At 69.7% G+C, this 21,737-nt stretch carries 19 protein-coding genes and 5 pseudogenes; 11 read left to right on the top strand and 13 right to left on the bottom strand.

Annotated features, from left to right (window positions below; genetic code table 11):
* Positions 1-258: 258 nt before the first annotated feature.
* On the top strand, positions 259-1,125 hold the full coding sequence (locus ACH4VX_RS34220; protein ID WP_398373058.1) for a class I SAM-dependent methyltransferase: 867 nt from the start codon (positions 259-261) through the stop codon (positions 1,123-1,125).
* The gene (locus ACH4VX_RS34215; RefSeq protein WP_398373056.1) at positions 1,125-1,835 is read left to right on the top strand and encodes a GNAT family N-acetyltransferase; all 711 of its coding nucleotides are present in this window, start codon (positions 1,125-1,127) and stop codon (positions 1,833-1,835) included. The genes ACH4VX_RS34220 and ACH4VX_RS34215 overlap by 1 nt, the downstream gene beginning before the upstream one ends.
* 133 nt (positions 1,836-1,968) lie before the next feature.
* On the opposite strand, the pseudogene ACH4VX_RS34210 reads toward ACH4VX_RS34215, so the two are convergent.
* The 3 genes and pseudogenes from ACH4VX_RS34210 to ACH4VX_RS34200 form a co-directional block, all read right to left on the bottom strand.
* Positions 1,969-2,055: pseudogene (locus ACH4VX_RS34210) on the bottom strand (MerR family transcriptional regulator); the annotation flags it as partial.
* Positions 2,056-2,220: 165 nt separating this feature from the next.
* On the bottom strand, positions 2,221-3,105 hold the full coding sequence (locus tag ACH4VX_RS34205) for an aldo/keto reductase (protein ID WP_398373054.1): 885 nt from the start codon (positions 3,103-3,105) through the stop codon (positions 2,221-2,223).
* Between the two features lie 14 nt (positions 3,106-3,119).
* A complete protein-coding gene (locus tag ACH4VX_RS34200; RefSeq protein WP_398373052.1) occupies positions 3,120-4,061 on the bottom strand; it encodes an NAD-dependent epimerase/dehydratase family protein in 942 nt (313 codons plus the stop codon).
* A gap of 70 nt (positions 4,062-4,131) precedes the next feature.
* Here ACH4VX_RS34200 and ACH4VX_RS34195 point away from each other — a divergent pair, with 70 nt between their 5' ends.
* Entirely contained in the window at positions 4,132-5,058 is a 927-nt protein-coding gene (locus ACH4VX_RS34195; RefSeq protein WP_398373051.1) for a LysR family transcriptional regulator, read from the top strand.
* A 116-nt stretch (positions 5,059-5,174) separates the two neighbouring features.
* Here ACH4VX_RS34195 and ACH4VX_RS34190 read toward each other — a convergent pair whose 3' ends face one another.
* Positions 5,175-6,137, bottom strand: a complete 963-nt coding sequence (locus ACH4VX_RS34190; RefSeq protein WP_398373049.1) for an alpha/beta hydrolase family protein — start codon at positions 6,135-6,137, stop codon at positions 5,175-5,177.
* Between the two features lie 165 nt (positions 6,138-6,302).
* Between ACH4VX_RS34190 and ACH4VX_RS34185 the strand changes: the two genes are divergently transcribed.
* The gene (locus ACH4VX_RS34185) at positions 6,303-6,899 is read left to right on the top strand and encodes a TetR/AcrR family transcriptional regulator (protein WP_398373048.1); all 597 of its coding nucleotides are present in this window, start codon (positions 6,303-6,305) and stop codon (positions 6,897-6,899) included.
* A 360-nt stretch (positions 6,900-7,259) separates the two neighbouring features.
* Here the strand turns inward: ACH4VX_RS34185 and ACH4VX_RS34180 are convergent, their stop codons facing one another.
* On the bottom strand, positions 7,260-8,063 hold the full coding sequence (locus tag ACH4VX_RS34180; protein ID WP_398373047.1) for an SAM-dependent methyltransferase: 804 nt from the start codon (positions 8,061-8,063) through the stop codon (positions 7,260-7,262).
* A gap of 130 nt (positions 8,064-8,193) precedes the next feature.
* Complete coding sequence (locus ACH4VX_RS34175; RefSeq protein ID WP_398373045.1) at positions 8,194-8,412, bottom strand: hypothetical protein; 219 nt, start codon at positions 8,410-8,412, stop codon at positions 8,194-8,196.
* Positions 8,413-8,861: 449 nt separating this feature from the next.
* On the opposite strand from ACH4VX_RS34175, the gene ACH4VX_RS34170 reads away from it, so the two are divergent.
* The 4 genes from ACH4VX_RS34170 (at position 8,862) to ACH4VX_RS34155 (ending at position 12,177) form a co-directional block, all read left to right on the top strand.
* Complete coding sequence (locus ACH4VX_RS34170; RefSeq protein WP_398373044.1) at positions 8,862-9,458, top strand: RNA polymerase sigma factor; 597 nt, start codon at positions 8,862-8,864, stop codon at positions 9,456-9,458.
* A complete protein-coding gene (locus ACH4VX_RS34165) occupies positions 9,455-10,432 on the top strand; it encodes a CU044_5270 family protein (protein WP_398373042.1) in 978 nt (325 codons plus the stop codon). The genes ACH4VX_RS34170 and ACH4VX_RS34165 overlap by 4 nt, the downstream gene beginning before the upstream one ends.
* Positions 10,433-10,907: 475 nt before the next feature.
* Positions 10,908-11,699: a sulfite exporter TauE/SafE family protein gene (locus ACH4VX_RS34160; protein WP_398373041.1), complete on the top strand. Its 792-nt coding sequence runs from the start codon at positions 10,908-10,910 to the stop codon at positions 11,697-11,699.
* Between the two features lie 115 nt (positions 11,700-11,814).
* Complete coding sequence (locus ACH4VX_RS34155; RefSeq protein WP_398373040.1) at positions 11,815-12,177, top strand: hypothetical protein; 363 nt, start codon at positions 11,815-11,817, stop codon at positions 12,175-12,177.
* 459 nt (positions 12,178-12,636) lie between these two features.
* On the opposite strand, the gene ACH4VX_RS34150 is transcribed toward ACH4VX_RS34155, so the two are convergent.
* The 4 genes and pseudogenes from ACH4VX_RS34150 to ACH4VX_RS34135 all read right to left on the bottom strand — a co-directional run.
* Positions 12,637-13,797 (bottom strand): oxygenase MpaB family protein, encoded by a 1,161-nt coding sequence (locus tag ACH4VX_RS34150; RefSeq protein WP_398373039.1) that lies wholly within the window; start codon positions 13,795-13,797, stop codon positions 12,637-12,639.
* 86 nt (positions 13,798-13,883) lie between these two features.
* The gene (locus tag ACH4VX_RS34145) at positions 13,884-14,939 is read right to left on the bottom strand and encodes a polyprenyl synthetase family protein (protein ID WP_398373038.1); all 1,056 of its coding nucleotides are present in this window, start codon (positions 14,937-14,939) and stop codon (positions 13,884-13,886) included.
* The gene (locus ACH4VX_RS34140; RefSeq protein WP_398373037.1) at positions 14,929-15,207 is read right to left on the bottom strand and encodes a polyprenyl synthetase; all 279 of its coding nucleotides are present in this window, start codon (positions 15,205-15,207) and stop codon (positions 14,929-14,931) included. Before ACH4VX_RS34140 ends, ACH4VX_RS34145 begins: the two co-directional genes overlap by 11 nt.
* 155 nt (positions 15,208-15,362) lie before the next feature.
* A pseudogene (locus ACH4VX_RS34135) lies at positions 15,363-16,030 on the bottom strand (helix-turn-helix domain-containing protein); the annotation flags it as partial.
* A 79-nt stretch (positions 16,031-16,109) separates the two neighbouring features.
* Between ACH4VX_RS34135 and ACH4VX_RS34130 the strand changes: the two are divergent.
* Positions 16,110-16,241, top strand: a pseudogene (locus ACH4VX_RS34130) (IS6 family transposase); the annotation flags it as partial.
* A 117-nt stretch (positions 16,242-16,358) separates the two neighbouring features.
* On the opposite strand, the pseudogene ACH4VX_RS34125 reads toward ACH4VX_RS34130, so the two are convergent.
* The 3 genes and pseudogenes from ACH4VX_RS34125 to ACH4VX_RS34115 all read right to left on the bottom strand — a co-directional run.
* Positions 16,359-16,637 (bottom strand): annotated as a pseudogene (locus ACH4VX_RS34125) (integrase); the annotation flags it as partial.
* 77 nt (positions 16,638-16,714) lie between these two features.
* On the bottom strand, positions 16,715-17,167 hold the full coding sequence (locus ACH4VX_RS34120) for a hypothetical protein (protein ID WP_398373036.1): 453 nt from the start codon (positions 17,165-17,167) through the stop codon (positions 16,715-16,717).
* Between the two features lie 525 nt (positions 17,168-17,692).
* Complete coding sequence (locus ACH4VX_RS34115) at positions 17,693-19,933, bottom strand: MMPL family transporter (protein ID WP_398373035.1); 2,241 nt, start codon at positions 19,931-19,933, stop codon at positions 17,693-17,695.
* Between the two features lie 251 nt (positions 19,934-20,184).
* Here ACH4VX_RS34115 and ACH4VX_RS34110 point away from each other — a divergent pair, with 251 nt between their 5' ends.
* Complete coding sequence (locus tag ACH4VX_RS34110; RefSeq protein ID WP_398373034.1) at positions 20,185-20,913, top strand: TetR/AcrR family transcriptional regulator; 729 nt, start codon at positions 20,185-20,187, stop codon at positions 20,911-20,913.
* A gap of 222 nt (positions 20,914-21,135) precedes the next feature.
* A pseudogene (locus ACH4VX_RS34105) lies at positions 21,136-21,512 on the top strand (aldo/keto reductase); the annotation flags it as partial.
* Positions 21,513-21,737 lie beyond the last annotated feature (225 nt).

Here is a 21,737-nt window from a genome sequence, read left to right as displayed (position 1 = left end):
GGTTTTGGGGTCTCCCGAAAGCCGGCCGCCGTCACGCCCCGACCACAGCCGGTAACCCGCGGGCAAGGGCGCTGCCGCGTCTCGGCGTTCGGGCCGGGTGGGAGTGCTGGGCCTGCGGCCGTTCGTGAAGTCGATCTCCTCACACCCGCAACCTTCCGTCCGTTCGGGTGGTTTGGTTTACGTCAGGTTCCGAGTTTTCCGTGGTCGGCACAGGCGGTGCGGCATGTTGAGGCGATGGATCTCTTGGGGCAGGAACCGATGACCGATGCGGTGGGTGAGACGGCGCTGTGGACGCTGTACCACCGTTCCCTGGCAGCCCGCGATCCCGAGTGCGGCCTGGCCGACCCCAAGGCCGTCGAACTGGTCGAGGCCCTGGACCACCCGTTCGCGCAGCGTTTCGGCACGGACAACCGCGGATGGGCCCGGGGCGTGGCGGTGCGGGCGCGGTGTTACGACCGTGAGGTGCGTGCCTTCCTGGCCCGGCATCCGCGCGGCACGGTGGTCTGTCTGGGCGAGGGGCTGGAGACGCAGTTCTGGAGAGTGGACAACGGCACGGTGCAGTGGCTGGGGGTCGAACTCGCCGAGTCGGCCGCACTGCGTCGCCGGTTGCTCCCGGACACCGACCGGTGCCGGACTTTGACCGGTTGCCTCCTGGACGAGAGGTGGACGGGGGAGGTCGACACCTCGGAAGGTGTCCTCGTCCTGGCACAGGGTGTGCTGATGTATATGGCCTGGGACCGTGTGCGGGCCCTGGTGGAGGCGTGCGCAGTGCGTTTGCCGGGAGCGCGGTTGGTGTTCGACACCCCACCGGCATGGTTCGCCGCAGGCACCGTCCGTGGCCGGTTCCGCTACCCGGCCGGGTACCGGCCACCGCCGATGTCGTGGGGTATGACACCCGCGCGACTGCGCGAACTGCGGGCCTGCCCGGGGGTGGCCGCCGCGTTGCCGGTGCGCGTGCCCCGTGGAGCGGGCCTGTGGTGGGGCCGGGTGGCACCTGTGGTTGACCGTGTACCCGGACTGCGCTCGTACGGGCCCCTGTCCGTGACCCGCCTGCTCTTCGCATCCGTCTCCCACCCCGGCCGGCCCGCCGCCGCCCAGCCACCCCACACCCGCGAGGAGCCCTGATGACCACCCTCCCCGACAAAGCCGAGTACAACTGCGTGAACACGCCCCGGTCCGAGGCGCCGACCCCGTCACCGACGTCCGCCCCGAGTACCCCCCTCGTGCCGGTGGAGGGGACCGTCCTGCGCCTGCGCGAGTTGGAACACGCCGACGCCGACGCCGTTCTGGACATCTTCGGCGACTCCCGCACCACCCGCTGCTACGGCAGCCAGCCATTGACCGCCGCCGGCGCACGCGCCGTGATCGACCACGCCTGCACGCAAGCCCGGCAGACCCCTCGCACCTTCTACCGGCTGGGCGTCGTCATCCGTGACACCGACGAACTCATCGGCACCGCCAAGCTCTCCCTCACCTCGCCCTCCACCGACCAATTCGTCGCCTGCAACCACCGCGCCGCCGAGTTCGGCATCGCCCTGAGCCCCGACCACACCCACACCGGCCTCGGTGCGGAGGTCGGCTCGCTCCTCGCTGTCCTGGCCTTCGACCGCCTCGCCCTGCACCGCATGTGGTGCCTTCTGCTGCCCACCAACACCGCGGCGATCCGCGCCCTGGACAAAAGCGGCGCATTCGCCAAGGAGGCGCAATTGCGGCACTTCGCGCACATCGATGGCATCTGGCACGACATGCTCCAGTACTCCATCCTTGAGGACGACTGGAAAGTACTGCGTCAGAACAGGCCGATCCGCGCGACGTGCAGCCCCACCGCGAACTGACGAGGATTGAGGCCGGCTTGGGGAGAGGTGCAGGAGCCGGCGCTCCGTGCAGCGAGGGCTCGGCTGCGCCGCCGTCCTCCAGGACCCAGGCTCACCCACGGTGGCCGCGCGGCAACAGCGTCTGCGTCCGGTGGGTGCCCTGCGTCTCGGCGGCCCGGCCCATCGCGTAAGCGGGACAGTCCTCGCCGTCGAGTCGGCCGTACCAGTCGTTTGCTGTCATCCGCAGCTCCCTGTGGGACACGTGAAACGCGTTGAGGGGCCCCGGTGCCAACGACACCAGGATCCAGCAACGTGACAACGCCGCCGCCATGGCGCTCGACGGTGCTTGCCTGTACTGGTCGGGCGTCGCGCTTCCTGCGTCGACCCGTCGGCAAGTGGCGCCGGTTCAGCTGGGCAGTGCGTCGTCCAACTGGGTCTGCTCCGCCTCGCTCAGCTCAAGCTCGGCCGCCTTGGCGGAGTCCTGGATCGATGCCGGGCGGCTGGCGCCCGGCACCGGGATCACCGCCGGGGAGCGGGTCAGCAGCCAAGCCAGGGCGATCTGTTGCGGGCTGACGCCGTGCACGGCCGCGACGCGGTGGAAGGCGGGGCCCGCGGCGGTCGGGCCGCGGGTGCCGTCGAGGGAGCTTCGGGAGATGCCGCCCAGTGGGCTCCAGGGCAGGAAGGCCAGCCCCAACCGGGTGCTCAGCCGCAGCTCGGGCTCGCTGTCGCGGACTGCTGGTGAGTACTGGTTCTGTACGGAGACGAGGCCGTCGCCGAGGATCGCGTGCGCCTCGCGTATCTGGCCGGTGGTGACGTTGGAGATCCCGGCGGCGCGAATGGTGCCGGCGTCGAGCAACTCGCGCAGCGTGCCCACGGATTCCGCCCAGGGCACGGCCGGGTCCGGCTTGTGCAGCTGGTACAGGCCGATGGCCTCCATGCCCAGGCGCTTCAGGGACGTCTCGGCGGCACGCTTGAGGTGGCCGGGGGTGGCGTTGACGGTCCAGCCGCCGTCGCCGGGGCGGCCGCGGCCGCCCTTCGTGGCGACGAGCAGGTGGGAGGTGTCACCGCCGTAGCGGGCCAGGGCGCGGGCGATGAGGAGTTCGTTGTGGCCGGCTTCGTCGGCGTGCCAGTGGTAGCTGTCGGCGGTGTCGATGAGCGTGACCCCGGCGTCCAGGGCGGCGTGGATGGTGGCGATGGCCCGCTGTTCGTCCGGGCGGTGCTCGATGGACAGGGGCATGGCGCCCAGACCGACGGCGCTCACGGCAGTATCTCCGATGGTGCGGTACCGCATGGTGTGTCCGTTCCTCAGGAGCTGGGGGCGGCGGTTGCGGCGAGGGCTTCGGCGACGGCGCTGGGGAGCCAGTCGGTGGTGCGGGAGAAGGAGAAGCCCAGTTCCTTCGCGCGGGCGTTGCTCATGGCGTAGTGACGGTCGAAAGAGAATGGCGAGGCCGGCTCGCCCGCGGCGACGCTGCGGTACACAGCTTTCCTGCCGGCCTGTGCGGCGATGACGGTACCGAGGCCGTAGACGTCAAGTGGGCCGTCGGAGCAGGCGTTGACCGGGCCGGTGGCATCGGTGAGCGTGGCCGCCCATTCCAGCAGCTTCACCAGCTCCTCGTAGTGGATGAAGACCGTGGGCAGCGCCTCGGCGTGCACGGTGATCTGCGTGTCGTGGGTGACGCGCTCGATGTAGTGCATGAGCCGGCCGGTGAACTCCGCCGCGCCGCCACCGAGGACGTGGGCGCTGCGTACGGAGGCGAAAGCGAACCCGTGGTGCTGAGCGAAGACGGCCTCAGCCTGGCGCTTGCCTTCGGCGTAGTGCGCCTGAAGGTACGCCGCGTCGTGCCAGGGCAGGTCCATCCGCACCAGCCAGGTGGCCGGATCAACTGTCTCCTCAGGCACCGGTGCCCCGGGCGGGACCGCGGGCAGCGAGGCGGTTGCCGGATCGTAGACCTCGATCGTGGAGGTCATGACGTAGCGCCGGGTGCGGCCGCTGAAGGCACGGGCGGCGATCGCGGCCTGCACCGGGGTGTAGCAGACCTGGTCCACGATCACATCGAAGCTGCGAGAGCCCAGCGCGGTGGTCAGGGCGGCCTCGTCATCACGGTCGGCAACGAGGTGTTCGACCTCTGCCGGCGGCGGGGCGGAGCCGCGGTTGATCACAGTGACCCGGTGTCCTGCCGCCTGCAGGCGCTGCACCAGGACCTTGCCGAAGTAGCGGCTTCCGCCGATCACGCAGATCCTTTTCATGCCCCCATCCTGAACACCTACAGTCATCAGCAGAAGTGCCCAATTACTGGCTACGTATTAAGGATTACTGTTGATCGATGTGCAGCGGCTCCGTGTCCTGCGGGCGGTGGCCGAACACGGCAGCTTCAACCAGGCGGCAGCAGCCCTCCACCTCACCCCCTCGGCCGTCTCCCAGCACGTTGCCGCACTCGAGCGCAGCCTCGGTGCCCAGGTCGTCGCGCGCAGTACCCGCGGAGTCACACTGACCCCGGCCGGTCGGATCATGGTCGGGGCCGCCGAGTCGGTTGCCGCGGAACTCGTACACGCCCAGCGGCAAGTCGACCGACTCGCCGGCGGCCGCACCCAGATCACCATCGCCACCTTCACCAGTGGAGGCAGGCTCCTGCTGCCCGGCGTACTCGCCCGGCTGACCACCGCCCACCCCGAGACCGTGGTCCACATCAGGGAAGCCGAGCCCGAGGACAGCCTGCCGCTGGTACGCCAGGGCGCGGTAGACCTCGCACTCGCCTACCATTTCGACGGCCCGCTGCCCGGGTGGCTCGGCCCAACCTCCAGCCTGGCGTGGACGGCACTCCTTGAAGACCCCCTGCACGTCGTCCTGCCCGACGCCCATCCCCTGGCCGGCCGCCAGTCACTCGACATTGCCGAGCTGGCCGCCGAGCCCTGGGTACTCGGCTGCCTCAAGACCGAGGCTTACCTGCGCCGTTACGCCGAACGTGCCGGCTTCGACCCGGAGGTGCGCAGCACGACGACCGACTACTTCTTCGCCCGCTCGCTCGTCGCCGCAGGCCTGGGAATCTCACTGATCCCCTCCATCGCGCAGACCCCGCAGGTGGCAGGAGTACGCGCCGTCCCGATCGTGCCGCCGGCTCCGACCCGGCACATCGGCGTCGCCACCATCCTCCGCCGCAACCTCCCCCAGGTCATGACACTGGTACGGGCCTTCCAAGGACAAGCAGCAGAGCTGGGTGAAACCGACCCGCACCGCACGACTTGACCGCATTCATCCGTACGCGGCGGTGGCTTGCTGCCCGGACACCGTCGTTGAGTACCGGCCTCTGACTGGCTTCGGGCGCCGACGGTGCGATGAGGGACGTGGAAGTGGGGGAGGGCTTACTTGGATTCGACTCGTCCTATCGGATCGGGGCCGGTCGTCAGTGCCTCGCACACGGCCTGCCACGTGGGGTCACCGGGACGAAGCCGGGTGCGGAGGTAGGCCGCGGTGAGCCGGGCGAGGGCGGCGACTCGTCCGGGGTTCTCGTCGGTGGTCTCGGCGGCGTCGTATCCGGCGATCCCGCCGAGTCCGTGCTCCGCGCCGAACAAAGTGAGCAGGGTCTTGGGTCCGGGGGCGAGGGTGTAGGGGTCGGCGTGCCAGTCCGGCCCCATGTCCGTGAAGTGCCGGGAGTCGTCCTCGTCGCCGGCGACGACCAGCGTGGGCGTGGTCATCGTGGAGAAGTCGATGGTCCGGAAGACCGGCAGCGCGTCAGCCATCGGTCCGTTCAGGACGTCGCCCCTGCCGGGTGCGGCCAGCAGCACGCCCGCCTTGATCCGGGATTCGAGAAGGCTCACCTCTCCTCCCTCGTCGGGGTCGGTGACCTGGGCACCGAGCAGGAGGCTGGAGGTGAAGCCGCCGAACGAGTGTCCGGCGACGGCGACCTTGGTGTGGTCGATCCGCCCGGAGAGCAGCGGCACGGCCTTCTCGATCATGTCGAGCCGGTCGAGGATGTGTGACATGTCCTCGGAGCGCGAGCGCCAGAAGAAGGGTGCCCCGGGGGCGTCGGCGACCAGGTGGCTCAGTGTCCTGGAAGTGAGGTGGGTCGGCTGGATGACCACGAATCCGTGGGCGGCCCAGGAGTTGACGAGCGGCGCGTAGCCGTTGAGTGAGGAGAGGTTGTTCGAGGGGCCTTGACCGTGGGAGAGGAGGATGACGGCAAGACCGGTTCCGGTCGCGGGTGCGGAGACGCGTACCTGGAGGTCCACGGGACGTCCGGGCACGGAGAGGGACACGGGGCTGAAGGACAGGACCGGGGCGGGTATGTCCGAGGCGTCGGCGCTGGTGGCAGTGGATGTGCTCACGATGTGGGTTCCCTTTCGGTGGCACCTGCTGCCCGCCGGTCTCCTGCGGCCGGCGGGCAAGGTGGTCAGGGGCGTCCCGCTTCGACTAACCTGAAACGGAGCGTCGCTCCATTTAGTATCCGGATCAGCGATCCGTTTTGTCAATCCGCAGAGGAGAAGAGCGTGATGGCCACCGACAGCGCTGCAGGGCAGTCACCGTCCCGAGGCAAGCGGGCCGACGCGCAGCGCAACCGGCAGACGCTGCTCACTGCCGCCGCCGAGGTGTTCGTCACCTCCGGCGTCGACGCGCCGATCCGCCAGATCGCGGCCCGAGCGGGCGTCGGGATCGCCACGATCTACCGCCACTTCCCGACCCGGGCGGACCTCGTCACCGCCGTCTACCGCCACCAGATCGAGGCGTGCGCCGAGGCCGGCCCGGACCTGCTGGCCGGCGCCGACTCCCCGCTCGACGCACTGAGCCGGTGGATCGACCTCTTCGTCGACTTCCTCGTCACCAAGCACGGACTCGCCGACGCCCTGCAGTCCGACAACGACCGCTTCGCCGCGCTGCACACCTACTTCCTCGACCGCCTGCTGCCCGTCTGCGCCCAACTGCTCGACGCCGCGGTCGAGGCCGGCGAGGTCAGGCCCGGTACGCAGCCGTACGAGCTGATGCGCGGCATCGGCAACCTCTGCATCGGACGCGACGACGACCCCCGCTACGACCCCCGACGCCTGATCGCTCTCCTCCTCCGAGGACTTCAGCGACCTCACGCCTCCTGACGCCGGCAAGCGGTACCGCAACCCGGTCCCTCCGCGCTTCCACGCGGCCTGAGCGGCCGCCTCTCGACAGCCGAGGACGTCGGCAGGCAACAGCGTCCCCTGGCCGGCGCTGTCACTTCTCATCGGCATCGAACACGGCACCATCGGAACGCCGCTCGGCGTCGTGGACATCCGCTGTCGTAACCCGGTTCCGGCAGGGGCAGAGCCGCCTGCGGCACGCCGCACGGCTGCTGCGGAGCACCGCGCTGCCGGTCGCCCGGGTGACCGAGGCGTCCGGCAGCGCTGGTCCTTTCCACTTCAGCAGTGCCTTCCGCCGGCGCTACGGGGTGCCTTTGCGGGACTACCGAGTGGCAGGCCGGGTCACTTCTTGACCGCGACACCGCAGACGGAGACGTCGGCCGTGTCCTCCTCGGCCCGGTCGGCGTCCGGGCGCCAGGTGGCCGTGGACACGACCCCCGGCTCCACCAGCTCCAGCCCGGCGAAGAAGGAGGCGATCTCCTGCGGTGACCGCAGGTGGTAGGTGTTGGCCGACTGCCCGTTGTAGACCCCGACCGCGGTGTTGAGTGCCTCGTTGGTGTTCGTGCCGTCGCTCAGGGCCAGGTAGCTGCCCGAGGGCAGGGCCGACACCAGCGTGCTCACCAGGTCGGCGGGGCGCTCGCCGTCGGAGATCTGCCCCATGATGCCCAACATGGTCAGGGCGACCGGGCGGCTGAGGTCCAGGGTTTTCGCTGCCTCGGCGAGGATGCGCTCCGGGTCCCTGGCGTCGGCGTCGACGTAGGCGCAGGCGCCCTCGGTGCTACTGGTGAGCAGGGCCTGCGCATGCACCAGGACGAGGGGGTCGTTGTCGACGTACACGATGCGGCTCTCCGGCGCGATGTGCTGGGCCAGTTCGTGTGTGTTGTCGGCGGTGGGCAGTCCGGTGCCGATGTCGAGGAACTGGCGGACACCGGCCTCGCCCGCCAGGAAGCGCACGGCGCGCGCGAGGAACCGCCGCTGCAGCCGCGCGACGGCGGCGAACTCCGGGAAGGTCTTCAGGATGACCTCACCGGCCGCGCTGTCGACGGGGTAGTTGTCCTTGCCTCCCAGCAGGTAGTTCCAGACACGGGCGGAGTGCGGGCGATCGGTCTGCAGCCTGGCCCTGACTTCTTCACGCGGGTGAGTCATGGGGAAAGCTTCACACAGAGCTGTGGCTCCGTAGACCAACTACCGGGATACCGGATCGACTTCGTTCGGACTGAGGAACACCGCCAGGGCCGCGACGGCCCGCTGGGGCTCCGCTCCTCATGGGCACAGCTCATACGGCCTCACGGCGCTGGGCCGGGGCCTGCGGATGATCGGTGGGGATGCCCTTGACGAACACGGGGCCGTGGTCGGTGTCGGGGAACGTCGCGATGCCTGAGTTCAGGCCCTCGTCGGCGGCGCGGGCGGCATGGACGGGGCCGACCTTGCCGGTGATGGCCTGGCGTGCTTCTGCGGGGAGGTCGTAGAAGTGGCGGCGGCGGATCATGGACACGGCGCGGTTCCTTGGAGAGAACGATGGGCTGCCCCGCCGGCGTACGGCCGAGGCGGCGTGCCGGAGGGAGGACGGTCTGGTAGGTCTGGTCGTCGCCGGCCGAGCAGTTGCACCCGGCGGACTCTGGCTGGAGCCTCGCAAGAAGCTGCCACCACGATCTGGTGCGGCACTGGACGGCGAGTGGCTGCGCGTGCTCGAAAATGACCGGACGGAGTTCCTTCATCACCGTTCCGTCGCCCCTGTCCTACGGAGGTAGACGGCCGTTCCCATATGCCGTACCTGACCACCCAGTCCGTGATGGGCGTCGTTGTCCTTTCACCGGGTGGGTGTCATGAGGCGTACGGCGCCTGAGGCGGCGGCGTGAACCCGTTCGCGGCGACTTGGCAAGTACAGGGTGTGACCACCCACCATCCTGATACCCACCGACCCCACCAGCGGACGGACCGTCCATGACCGACCTGGCCGGCGGCGACGCCGAGCTCATCGCGGCCTCACTCGAGGAACCCGAGCGTTTCGCGGCGCTCTTCGACCGTCACGCCCCGGCGATCCATCAGTACGTCGCCCGGCGGCTCGGGCGGGACGCGGCCGACGACGTCACCGCCGAGACGTTTTTGACGGCCTTCCGGATACGGGCCCGGTTCGACCCGGCCCGCGCCGACGCCCGGCCCTGGTTGTACGGCATCGCCGCCAAGCAGATCGGCCGGCACCGCCGGGAGGAGGCCAGGGCGCTGAAACTGCTCGCCCGCACCGGCCACGACCCGGTCGCCGACAGCTGGACCGACTCCGCCGACGACCGCCTCGCTGCCGAGGCCGCCGCCCGCCCACTGGCCGGGGCGCTGGCCCATCTCTCCGCGGGCGACCGGCACGTCCTGCTGCTCTTCGCCTGGGCCGACCTCGGCTACCAGGAGATCGCCGAAGCCCTCGACATTCCCGTCGGCACCGTCCGTTCCCGCCTCAACCGCGCCCGCCGGAAGCTGCGCACCGCAACCGGCGCGGCCAGTGGCCCCCTCATCGAAGCTCGCACACACGAAAGTGACCCCGCATGAACGAGCTCTCCGAACTCCGCGGCCTGCGCGCCGACGCACCCCTTCCCGACACCGACCGGCTCGCCGCGCCGCGGGCCCGGCTCACCGCGGCGTTCCGGCAGGAGACCCGCCCTGAGCGCGCGGTCCTTCCCAGGCGCCGGATGATCCTGGTCGGCGCCGCCACCGCAGGGGCCCTCGCCGTGACCGCCGGGATCGTCGCGACCCTGCCCGAGGACAGTACCCGCGCCTCCACGAGGAAGGGCCCCCAGGTGCTGTCGGCAGGCGCCTCCGCCGACGCCCTCGAACTGGCCGCCGCGACCGTCGAGAAGCACGACGGCACCGAACCCGGCCCGAAGCAGTGGGTGTACGAGAAGAGCACTGTCTTCGTCCAGGGCAAGCCGCAAAGCAGCGAGGAGTGGACCCGCTGGGACGGCACCGGGCACGCCAATCTGCCCGGCGTCCCCCCGGCCGGTGACATCTCGGACTTCGACCCGGACGAGCTCCAGGTCTGGTACGGCCCCAACCAGGAGGAGAAGTGGGAGAAGGAGGGTTACGACGACCGCTCCCAGCGGCAGTTCTACCGCTTCCTCGCCACCCTGCCGAGCGGCTCCGACCGCATGATGAAGCGCATCCGCGAGAAGCACGCCATCGGCTCCGTCAAGGGGGAGACGCGCGCACAGCGCGACTGGCGGGAGATCGACGTCCTGTACCGGTCGGTGCTGATCCCGCCGAACGTCCAGGCGGGCCTGTTCCGGGCTCTCGCGAAGATCCCCGGCACCCGGGTGACGACCGGCGTGAGGGACCCGCTCGGCCGCGCGGCGATCGGCGTAAGCGTGACCTACGCCGAGAGGACGCCCTCGGGCTGGCAGGGCAAGCAGGAGATCTTCTTCGATCCCGAGAGCTACGCCTACCTCGGTGAGACCCGGGACGACGGGGAGATGGTCAGCGCCCGCGCCGCCTGGGGCGTCGTCAACAAGCCCGGCGCCCGCCCCTGAGCACCCGCGAGGGGCGCCCGGTGTGACACCGGGCGCCCCTCGTCGTCGTACCGGCTGCCCCGGGCCGCCACGTTCGCGGCCTGGGCCTTGTCCGGCGGCAGGCTACCGCCGCCACCGCGGCGGCCTGACAACGGGGACCCGCACCGGCGAGTCGTTGTCCCGGCGAGCCGTCAGCACCACCCGACCCCACAACGTGACAGTGCCGAAGTACGGCTTCGCCGACACCGCCGCGCACGACTCGATCGGCTTGTACCGCGCGATGGGCGCAAGCCCTGGGCTCAGCGGATCACGAGTGGAGCCATAGGCGGTCGTTGCGCCCCGGCCGCCGCACCCACGGCTGTCCCGTCGAACCAGGTGCGCACGCGTCCGACTCCGGGGCCCGGCTGTTCCTGCCGCTCATGAACATCTTGTTTCAGACCCCCCTCATGGCGGCCGAGCCGCTGATACTGACCGGGCGGGCGAAACGGGGGCACTGGTGGACTGGACGTTGGCGGGAGGGCTGGCCGCCGGTCTGCTGATCGCGACCGTGACCGCGCCCGTCGGCGTGTCCGGTGCCGTATTTCTTCTCCCCGTCCAGTTGAGCGTCTTCGGCGTGCCCAGTCCGGCGGTAACCCCGACCAACCTGCTGTTCAACGTCGTCGCCGGACCTGGCGCCCTGTGGCGCTACCGCCGCGAAGGCGCCCTGCGCGGAGACCTTGCCCGCCGCCTGGTGCTGGGCACACTGCCCGGTGTCGTCATCGGCGCCGCCATCCGCGTCTTCGCCCTCCCCGGCCCGGGCGTCTTCCGACTCCTGATCGCCATCCTGCTGCTCCCACTCGGCCTGTGGCTTTGCCTGCGCGCCCTCACCCCGGCACACCATCACCATCAGCAGCCGCCCACAGGCGACTTGCCCCCACGCACCCTCACCGGCCTCGCCCTGGCGGTCGGCGTGATCGGAGGCATGTACGGCATCGGCGGCGGCTCCCTCCTCGGCCCGATCCTTGCCGGACGCGGCCTGCCCGTCGCACGCGTCGCCCCGGCCGCGCTCGCCGCCACATTCGCCACCTCCCTCGTCGGCGCAGCCGCCTACGCACTGCTGTCCCTGGTGAGCTTCGGAGACATCACCCCCGACTGGTGGCTCGGACTCGCCTGCGGAACCGGCGGACTGATCGGCGGCTACCTCGGCGCCCGCCTCCAACCCCGCCTGCCCGAACGAGCCCTACGCCTGCTGCTCGGCACCCTCGCCACAGCCCTCGGAGCCCTGTACGCCGCCCAGACCCTGCACTGAGCCACTCCGGTCCGGTTGGGAATCCGCGGCGGAGAGCTCTCAACCGTTGTTTGGCATTGAGCGTCGTCCAACCTGAATTTGCTGGTCATGGGGCTGGCGTGGGCGAGGGCTGCTGGTGGCGGATGTGCTGGTCCGGGTGATGCAGCGGAGGGTCGTGCTGGCCGACGACCCGGCTGTGGCTGAGGAGTTGGTGCGGGTGACGACGACTCCGGGTGCAGGCGGGATGTTGCCGGTCCCGCACCGCGAGCCGGGCATGGACGAGAGTGCGCTGCCCGCCGACTATCAAACGATCATGAAGGTCGTGGCCGCGGTCTCGGAGCCGGTCCCGGCCAAGGACGTCAGCGTCCAGCTCGGCAGGGGCACCCAGCCCGGGCAGGTCGAACCGGTACGCGACAAGCTCAGGTGCCTGGCGGACCGGGGGTGGCCGCACCGCACTCCCGCCGGCCGTTTCACCGCCCTGTCGCAGTCGTCCGTCTGACCGGCTGCGGCCTGATTTCGGCGTAGCGCACAGTCTTCCGAAAGGAGCTGGGGATCCCGTGTGAAAGAACACCAGCCCTGCCGAGGGCACCGAAGGGCCTATCCACCAGTGCCGCCTGCTGCTCTAGAGCGCCACCCTGGAGCTGGTCTCCGGCCTGGTTCGCAGTCACCTGAGGAAGGTCGGCTCGCGCTGGCGCAAGTTTCCACCGGGTCGGATCGCCCTGATCGCCAAAAGCTCACCGGATCGGGTGGCGAGATGGTGCTGCTCGACAGCACCCTGGTCCGCACCTCCGCGGGGGCTGGGGACGGCACCGCCCGGCCGGATGCGTAGGGAAGAAGCGAGACCGGAGCGGCGCTGGGCAGGTTGACGCAAACGGTGAATTCCACGGCTGATGGCAGCGGGCCCTTGTCCCCACTCGGTCGCGGTCGTTCTGACCGTGGCGTGTGGTCCGGCTGTGTGTCAGGTGATGCTGGGTGCGGGTGGTGTCCAGCGGTGGGTGCGGGGCACGGTGCCGGTGACGCCGTAGTCGTTCTTCAGCTGTTCGGGGATGGCGTAGTGCATGACGCGTCCGCGGGTGAGGGAGGACAGTTCGAGGATGGTGGTGAGGTGGCCGAGGCGGTCCAGTGCCCAGGCGCCGAGCGGTGAGCGGTCCTCGATGGTCTCCAGGATGCCGAGCAGGTGGGGGACTGCTTTGACGACGGTGTCCCAGGGGGTGCGCGCGACGTGGAGCCAGTCGGCGCAGGTGTCGCCGATCAGGTGGCGGATCAGGGCGGAGACGATCGGGTCGAAGAACGTGCCGGGGACGACTTCCTCGTACAGGTCGATCAACTGCCGGGTGAGGTGTGCGCCTTCTTCCGACGGTGCCATGTGCCGGATCATGTACAGGTCGAGGAACTCGCGGGCCTCCTCAAGAGTTGTGGGGACGGTGTCCTGGTCGACGCCGAGCATCGCTCCGACGACTCGCCAGGCGTAGAAGTAGGCTTCGGCACCCTCGGTGGACATGTGGATGCCGAGGCGGTGCAGGGAGTCCAGGACGAGCAGGGAGAAGAACATCTGCCCGCCGATCATGTCCTCCTGGCAGATCGGCACGCCCAGTGTGGTGGTGTCCCAGCGGTTCTCGCGCTTGAGGTGGTGGCGGATGGAGGCGTGCAGGAGGCGGACCTTCTGGGCGGCCGGGATGAAGCGGCTGCCGGCCTCGAACGCGCCGGGCTGCATGAGGTAGACGGTGAACTGGCCGGTCTCCGCCATCCGCTTGGAGGGGTACTTCAGCCCGTGGGCGGCCGACAGCAGCCGGGCCACGTGCGGGACGACGTAGCAGGCCGGCATGGAGGCGAACGACAGCGCGGTGGAGATGTGCACGTTGTTGTCGATGAAGAACAGGCGGGCCCTTTCCATCTCCCCCCAGTCCACCCAGACCGGCGGGGCGCCGGTGGCCTGGAGGTATTCCCGGGCCACGTCGGGCAGCCCGTCGGGCAGGGGAGCACCGGCGGTGGACATGTACCGCATAAGGGTGTTGAGCTTGCCGACCTCGCCGCGCTCGAACAGGGTGGCGACGGTGGCGTCGGCGAGTACGTCACCGGTTTGGCGCAGGGCGTCCATCGACGCCTCGGTGTAGGTCATCACAGAGCTCCTTGTTCGTGCGGGGCGAACGGGGTGCCGTCGCGGGCATGAGGCGGTGCGGTGCGGCGTGCCTCTGTGCGAGGGCGTCAGTGGTGGCGGACCGCCGCCGAATGGGCCAGCGCGGTCAGGGCCGCGGTGGCGTGCCCGGGAAGGTCCAGGTCGTGCAGGCCGCGTGTGGCTTCTTCGACCCGCGCGGTGATCATTTCTTCGATGCGGTCCGGCGCCTTCAGCCGCAGCATCACCGTGCGCACGGCCTCCAGACCGTTTCCGTCCAGGTCGCGTCGGCCCAGCAGGGCACGCAACTGCTCACGCTCCTCGCCGCTGGCGATACGCCATGTCTCCGCCAGCAGGGCGGTGGGCCGGTGGCCGCGCACATCGTCGAGGTTGGTCTTGCCGGTGCGTTCCGGATCCCCGAACAGGCCCAGCAGGTCGTCCCTGAGCTGAAACGCCTCGCCCAGCGGCAGCCCGTAGGCGGAATATCCCTCGCGCAGCCGCCCGTCGGCGCCTGCCAGGGCGCCGCCGATCAGCAAGGGCTGCTCGACGGTGTACTTGGCGGTCTTGTACCGGATCACCTTCAGCGGCACGGAGGTGTCCGGCATGGCTCCGGTGTGCAGGATCTCCAGGCACTCACCGGCGATCAGCTCGCGGGCCAGCGCCGCCCACAGCGGGCGAGCCCGGCCGAGGTAGGCGGCGGGCAAACCGCTGGTGACAAACAGCTGACCGGCCAGCGACATCAGCAGGTCCCCCACCAGCATCGCCAGCGAGCGGGCCGCGTTCGCCGCCCGCGGCCGGCGCCGCAACGCGCTCCGTAGGGCGACATGCGCGGTGGGGCGGCCGTGGCGCAGCGCACTGTCGTCGATGAGGTCGTCGTGCACCATGGCGGCGGCGTGCACCAATTCCATGGAGCCCGCGGCCCGCACCAGCGCATCACTGTCCGGCTGCCCAGCCGCACGCCAGCCCCAATAGCAGAAGGCCGCCCGCAGTCGTTTGCCATCCGCTACCGCCTGCTCCACCTGCCGGGCAACGACATCCAGAGCCGGATCGATCACCGCGAACTGGTCTGCCTCCTGGGCGACGAAGGAGCGCAGCACCTCATCGACGCGGGCTTTGAACGCAGCCGCCTCCCAGCTCTCAGACACCATCGCCGGCCTGCCGGGCCAGAGCGTGACGGGCGAGCACCTCCAGATGGGCCGGTGGCGCGGCCGCGTACCGGTCGAGCGCCAGGCGCCCACGCGCGATCAGGTCCTGTTCGGCCTCGGCTGCCAGCTCCGCCGTGTCCGAGCGACGCAACAGCCCCCGCACTGTGCCGAGCGCCGAGCCCAGGGTACTCACGGCCAGATCCGTTAAGCCCGCCACCAGCAACACCGTGTGCTGTTCCAGTTTCCCAGGGCGTTCCGTTTCCAGTGTCATGCCTGCCCCCACCCACAGAGGAACCTCGGGCGCCGGTCCCGCGCCGCAATTCCCAGCGTCCCGTCACGCCAGGCGGAGAGAGGGAGAAACTCACCAACGGGCGATCACACCGTATGGATGTACGACCAGCGCATCCTCAGCGGCATGGCCGTACCCTCCACCGTCCACTGCGCGGTGGGGTGAGCGGTCACGCCGGCGAGGTGCGGGCGGCGCGTGCCGTGCTCGAGGAAGACCAGCGCGTAGACCCGACGCAGGCCCACCAGGTCGATGTGGACGAAGTCGCAGGCGATGATGCCGTCGGCCTGCGCTGTCAGGAACTCCCGCCAGGTCGGACCGCCCCGGCGGGGAGCCGGGCCTACGCCGGCGGAGGTCAGGATCTGCCAGACCGTGGACGCTCCGACCTGATGCCCCAGCCGTGCGAGCTCGCCCTGGATCCTGCGACACCCCCAGCGCGGATTCTCTTTGGCCAGGCGCAGCACCAGCGCGTTGATCGCCTGAGCAGTCGGTGGTCGGCCAGGCATGCTCCGGCGCTTGCTGTAGTCCCATCGGCGTGTCACGAGCCGCCGATGCCACGCCAGCACGGTGCCCGGAGTCACCGGAACACCTCCGCCCAGCGCCGCCGGGGTATCAGCGAGGACAACGCCGCGAACCACAACCGGTCCGCTGGCTCGTGCCGCACCGGGGCCGCAAGTTGCCGACGCAGCACGGCGTTCTCGTGCCGCAGGACAAGCAGTTCGGCATCCTTCGCCGTCTGTCGGCGCAGGAGAACAGCCGGGGCTGAGAGCAGCTTCCTCGTCACCTGATAGACCAGCGAGACAATCACCCACGGCATCGTCCCAGGCGGCCCCGAGCACCACCAGACCCCCTACAACCTGCAGCGACGCATTTCTGAACGGCACAGCTTCCGCAGCGTTGGCGCAGCCCAGCGGTTCCTGTCCGCGTTCGGCGGGATCTCACCCCGCTTCCGACCCCGCCGCCACCTGATGACGGCCTCCGGCTACCGAGCCGAAATGACCATCCGCTTCGCCATCTGAAACCACGTCACCAGAGTCGTCGGCACGGCCGCAACGGCCTGACTCAGGCTGGCACTCGAACCGACCACACCACGGCACGCCATCAGCCCCACGCACATCCGACAACGTGACAACGCCCCGGCGCTTGCTGTAGTCCCCCTTTCGGGTGATGAGCCTGCGGTGCCACGCCAGCAGCGTCGCGGGTGTCACCGGGAACACCTGCGCCCACCGGCGCCGGGGAATCAGCGAGGACAGTGCTGCGAACCACAGCCGATCCGTCGGCTCGTATCGCACCGGACTCGTGAGCTGCCTGCGCAGCACCAGCAATTCCGCGTCCTTGGCCATGCTCCGGCGCAGCGGCACCGCGAGCAGCGGCTTGCCGCCGGTGGTGTCGTGCGCATTCGCGGCGGTGACCAGGACAGCGAGCACCAGGCCGAGCGTGTCGGTTGCTCGCAGCGGTGCGCCCTGGCCTAATCCGTCGCCCTTGAAACGCGTCAGGAGAGTACCCATTGGGGCGGGTGTCCCGGGTCGGTCGGGCAGGTGAAGACGTGGAGGTCTCGGTCACGGCCGAAGCGGAGCCGGGTGGGCTGGGCGACGGACCGGCCGCCCCGGATCCAGGCCATCCCCCGCCGGGACGGATCGCGGTCTTCGAGCGGCATCCAGCTGTGCGAGTCGGGGTCCATCTCGTCGCCCCCGGCTGTCAGCAGGAGCCGCATCGGGGCCGCACAGGACGCGCAAATGATGTCCATCGGGCCCGTCGACGCCCAGCTGGGAAAGCCGCCGACCCGCCAGCCGGGCGGTATCGAGAGGGCGCCCTGGTAGCTAGGGGCGTCACGGCCGCCTTTCGCCCTCCGGGCATCGTCCCAGGCGTCGATGCGGGTAATCAGAGCCGCAGGCAGCGTGTCGTCCTCCGCCCACGGACAGGTGTCCACCTCCTCGGAATGCACGACACAGGGTTCGGGGAGTTCGTGCTCCCACCGGAGCAACGGCACTTCGGGCGCGGCGGCAAGGAAGTGGGCCGCGCGCTCGGTCTGCGCGGCCCACCGCCACTGCAGGAGGTATCGGCGCTCTAGGTACGGACCGTGGGTGAACGGCAGCGGAAGAGCTGCACCAGGTCAGCGCCGCCGGGTCCGGCGGCCAGGCCGGGAACGTCCCGACCGAAGAACTGAGCGAGCGCCACGAAGGGCACCGGACCGCCCTTCCCGGGACTGCCGGCGTCGGGCCACGGGCGGCTCCGCGGCCATGCACAACCACGGTCCTGACACAAGCATGTAGGCGTTCCCAAATCTCGGCAACATCACTTTCCGGAGGAGGAGAGCGTTCCTGCCACTGAGTGGCAGACGTTCTCGAAACCGACCAACAGAGCCAGCCGATCGTCCGCCTGAGGGGAACACGTGGGAGGAACCCACTTCCTTACCTCCTGAGCCTTGCGCGATGAGTTGTGATGGGTGGCTGAGCGGTGGCCAGGCGGGTCACACCATGGTCGACTCCTTTGTGTCCGCCCGAGCAGCTGCCGCCGATCCGGGGGCGGACGTCGGCTTGGGACCGCCTTCGCTGAGGCCGTACCGCGCGTGGAGCGTGCGCAGGAAGCCGGGCGCGTACCAGGCCGAGTTCCCCAGCAGACGCATCGCGGCGGGGACGAGCACGCCGCGGACGGCGAGGGCGTCGATGAGGATGGCCAGTCCGCTGCCGAGGCCGAACATCTGTATGAAGCTGAGTTTGGCGGTGCCGAAGGCGAAGAAGCTCACCGCGAGCAGGAAGGCGGCCGCGCTGACGATGCGCCCGGTGTGGCCGAGGCCGTTGACCACGGCGGTCTCGTTGTCCGCTCCCTGGTCGTGGAGTTCCTTGATCCGGCTGGTGACGAAGACCTCATAGTCCATCGAGAGGCCGAAGCCGATGCAGAACATCAGCACGGTCATCGACAGCTCCATCGGCTGGGGGGTGAAGCCGAGCGGTGAGGAGAGGTTGCCGTCCTGGAAGATCCAGGTCATCACACCGAGGGTGGCGCCCAGGCTGATCAGGTTGAGAGCCAGCGCGCGCACCGGCTGCACGACGCTGCCGGTGAACAGGAAGAGCAGCAGGAAGGTGGTGAGGACGACCAGGGTCACGGCCAACGGGAGCTTGTCGGTGATGGATTCCTTGGCGTCGACCAGTACGGCGTCGTTCCCGCCGACCAGGGGGTCCGTACCCGGGGGCGGAGTCACCGAGCGCACCTGCTTGACCAGGCTCTCGGCCGCCTCCGACTTCGGCGTCAGGCTGCTCACCACATTGATCCGCTGTGCGTCGGGCCGGCCGAGGGCGGAGTCGGCCGGGCCGGTCGCGGCGGGCCGTCCCGCGCTGTAGGTGCCCGCGCTGGTCTCGACGTGCTCGACGCCCTTGAGCGCGGCCAGTCGCCCCGCGTACGAGGCCAGTGGGGCTTCGGCCACGGAGGTGTCGATGGTGATGAAGACGGCCGAGTCCTCGCTGCCGCCGAACTCCTCCCGCAGGACCTGGGAGACCTGGCGGCTCTCGGCGTCCTCGGGCAGCACGCGCTCGTCCGTCGTCCCGAAGGTGACGTTCAGCAGAGGACTCGCCGCCAGCAGCAGCACGGCGAGAACGGGCACCGCTGTGAGCACGGGTCGCCGCATGACGGTGCGCGCCAGCCGTCCCCACACGGGTGCCTGAGCTTCGGATCGCCGCGACTTCGCCCACGGCATCCGCCCGCCGTTGACCCGGTGCCCCAAAACCTTCAGCAGGGCCGGCATCACGAACAGGGTGCTCAGGGCGGCGATGGCGACGACGCCGACCCCGGTGAAGCCGAGCGAGCGCAGGAAGTACTGCGGGAACACCGTGAGGGCTGCCAGGGCCGCCGCGACGGTCGCTGCGGAGAAGGCGACGGTGCGGCCCGCGGTGTGCATCGTCTGCCGGACGGCGTCGTCCACGCTCACCCCGGCCGCGATCTGCTCCCGGAAGCGGCTGACCATCAACAGGGCGTAGTCGATGCCCAGTCCGAGACCCAGGGCGGTGGTGAGGTTGGTCGCGGTGTCGGCCACGTCGGTGACGCTGCCGAGCAGGAAGAGCTGGGCGAACGAGCCGATGACGGCGATGACGGCGATGGCGAGCGGCAACAGCGCCGCGACGACGCTGCCGAAGACGATCAGGAGCAGCACAAGGGTCAGCGGTATGGCGATCACCTCGGCGAGGACCAGATCCTCGACCACCTGGTTCGACAGGTCGGCTCCTACAGCGGCGCCTCCTCCGGCCCGGACGGTGAGGGTGTCCTTGTAGGAGCCGCTGTAGATGTCCAGGATCGCGATGGCGCTTTCCCGCTGCTCGGTGGTGTCGCCTTTCACGTGGGCGAGCACCATGGCCTCACGGCCGTCCTCGGAACGCAGGTCCGGGCTGTTCGTCTCCCAGAACGAGACGACGTTGCTGAGCCGCTCGTCCTTCTTGAGTTCGGCCACCAGGTCCTGGCCGTTCTCCTCGGCGGCGGGGGTGTCGATGCGGCCGCCGGGGGAGCGGACCAGCAGGACGAGGTTGGTCTCGCCGCCGAACTTGTCGGCGATGACGTTCGCTGCCCGCGTGGAGGGGGAGGCGGGGTCGTCGAAGCCGCCTCCCTTCAGCTTGTCGAAAGCACCGGCGCCCACCACGCCCATCAGTGCCACGGCCAAGGCGGCCACAATCAACACCAGTCGGGACCGGCGGATCGCCAAGTCGGCCATACGTTCGAACACGAGTGGATCTCCTTCGGGGTTCTTCGGGGAAAGACGAGAGGTGGCGGCCGGGCGAGAAGCCGGCGGAATGCGTCGCAGAGCCCTCTTCGCCCCGGTGGAGGGTGCGCGATGCCGCGCTCGTCGCCACCGGGAACGACGTTAACGAGGCAGCGCGTTCTTGAGCAGAAGGAGATTTACCTGACACTGTCAGGTTTTTCAGGCGGGTGTAGTTCTCTGATGACCCGTTCCGTCAACCGCCTTAGGATCACCGCATGTTCGCCGAAGAGCCCGCGACGGTCCTGCCGTCCCTGCGCCAGCGACGCCGAGCCGTCGCTACTCGAGAGATCGTGGACGCCGCCGAGCGCCAGATCGCCGAGCACGGGCCGCACGCCCTGTCCCTGCGAGCGGTCGCCCGCGACCTCGGCATGACCGTGCAGGGGCTCTACCACTACTTCCCGAACAGGGACGCCCTCGTCACGGCGTTGGTGGCCAAGGCGTACGACGACCTGGCCGATGCCGTGACGGCAACCGTCGACGCAGCGGCCGAGGAACCGGCTGCACGGCGGTTCCTGGCCGCTGCCGAGTGCTATCGCCGCTGGGCCGTCACCCATGTCGAGCGATTCCGGCTGCTGTACGGCGCACCACTGCGCCATTACGAGGCACCTGCCGAGGGCCCGACCACCCAGGCGATGCGCCGACTGGGCATGGTCTTCCAGCGAGAGATGTTCGATGGGTTCACCACGGCACAACTCGCCGCAGCCGACACCCGGGCGCTCTCGCCGGCTCTGCAGGCGCACCTGGAACCCCTGTTTCCGCATGGCTCGGAAACCCTGCCGCCTTCCGCAGCGGTTCTCCTCCTCGGCGCCTGGGGGCACATGCACGGCATGGTCGTCCTGGAGGCCTTCGGGCACACCTCCTTCATCGGCGAACACCAAGCGGAGATCTTCCGCATGGCCATGCGCGACCTGCTGGAGGGCATCCATCGGCGGATTCCCGCGTAGCCCTCGAGGACACCGGTCGCCCCTTGAGGGGCGGCGCTGGACGCGCGGCGGCCGCGTGGGCGGCTGACCCGGTTTCGCACCGAGGCCGGCACCGGCGGGACGGATGCTCCCGGTGCTGCCGATCCTTCGACCAGGCCCCGGACGCCTACCGGGCCATGGCCGACCGCAAGGTCCTCAGGACCCTCATCCGCCCCTGCCCGCACAGCGAAAGACATTCCGCTCATGCAGACCGTCACCCTCAACGACGGCGTCGAAATGCCGCTCCTCGGCTTCGACGTCCACCAGCTCCCCGACGAGGACACCGAGCGTGCCGCCTCCGAGGCCCTGGCCGCCGGTTACCGCCTGCTGGACACCGCCGCCTACGGCAACGAAGAAGCCGTCGGCCGCGCCATCAAGTCCAGCGGCATCGCCCGCGAGAACCTGTTCGTCACCACCCCACCAAGCTGTGGGTCCAGGACGCCCCCGCCCAGGACAACACCCGCCGCGCGTTCGAGACGTCCCTGGACAAGCTGGGACTGGACCACCTCGACCTGTACCTGATGCACCAGCCCTTCGGCGACGTCTACGGCCAGTGGCGCGCCATGGAAGCACTCAACCGCTAGCCTCGCCGTTTCGGTTGGGGCGATGAGGCGTCGTTGAGGGGCAACTGCCGGGTGGCTGACGCGTTTTCGGTGTTGGGACATGGTGGAGACCCGGCGCGGTGGTCGGGTTCTCCAGGGTCCTTCGGTTTGAACCGTTCCGGGTTCGGTAGAGACTCGATTCCGTGAAAGGATTGAGTCATGGCACGTCCTTCCTCCTATCCCGCTGAGCTGCGCAAACGAGCG

This window comes from Streptomyces sp. NPDC020731 (assembly GCF_044334705.1).
Taxonomy (GTDB): domain Bacteria; phylum Actinomycetota; class Actinomycetes; order Streptomycetales; family Streptomycetaceae; genus Streptomyces.
This window is presented reverse-complemented; position numbering and strand designations above follow the sequence as displayed.

Bases quoted from the DNA above. Each gene is read 5' to 3' on its own strand.
- ACH4VX_RS34220 (WP_398373058.1), top strand. From the start codon at position 259: ATGACCGATGCGGTGGGTGAGACGGCGCTGTGGACGCTGTACCACCGT.
- ACH4VX_RS34215 (WP_398373056.1), top strand. From the start codon at position 1,125: ATGACCACCCTCCCCGACAAAGCCGAGTACAACTGCGTGAACACGCCC.
- ACH4VX_RS34205 (WP_398373054.1), bottom strand. From the start codon at position 3,105: ATGCGGTACCGCACCATCGGAGATACTGCCGTGAGCGCCGTCGGTCTG.
- ACH4VX_RS34200 (WP_398373052.1), bottom strand. From the start codon at position 4,061: ATGAAAAGGATCTGCGTGATCGGCGGAAGCCGCTACTTCGGCAAGGTC.
- ACH4VX_RS34185 (WP_398373048.1), top strand. From the start codon at position 6,303: ATGGCCACCGACAGCGCTGCAGGGCAGTCACCGTCCCGAGGCAAGCGG.
- ACH4VX_RS34180 (WP_398373047.1), bottom strand. From the start codon at position 8,063: ATGACTCACCCGCGTGAAGAAGTCAGGGCCAGGCTGCAGACCGATCGC.
- ACH4VX_RS34170 (WP_398373044.1), top strand. From the start codon at position 8,862: ATGACCGACCTGGCCGGCGGCGACGCCGAGCTCATCGCGGCCTCACTC.
- ACH4VX_RS34165 (WP_398373042.1), top strand. From the start codon at position 9,455: ATGAACGAGCTCTCCGAACTCCGCGGCCTGCGCGCCGACGCACCCCTT.
- ACH4VX_RS34150 (WP_398373039.1), bottom strand. From the start codon at position 13,797: ATGACCTACACCGAGGCGTCGATGGACGCCCTGCGCCAAACCGGTGAC.
- ACH4VX_RS34145 (WP_398373038.1), bottom strand. From the start codon at position 14,939: ATGGTGTCTGAGAGCTGGGAGGCGGCTGCGTTCAAAGCCCGCGTCGAT.
- ACH4VX_RS34140 (WP_398373037.1), bottom strand. From the start codon at position 15,207: ATGACACTGGAAACGGAACGCCCTGGGAAACTGGAACAGCACACGGTG.
- ACH4VX_RS34110 (WP_398373034.1), top strand. From the start codon at position 20,185: ATGTTCGCCGAAGAGCCCGCGACGGTCCTGCCGTCCCTGCGCCAGCGA.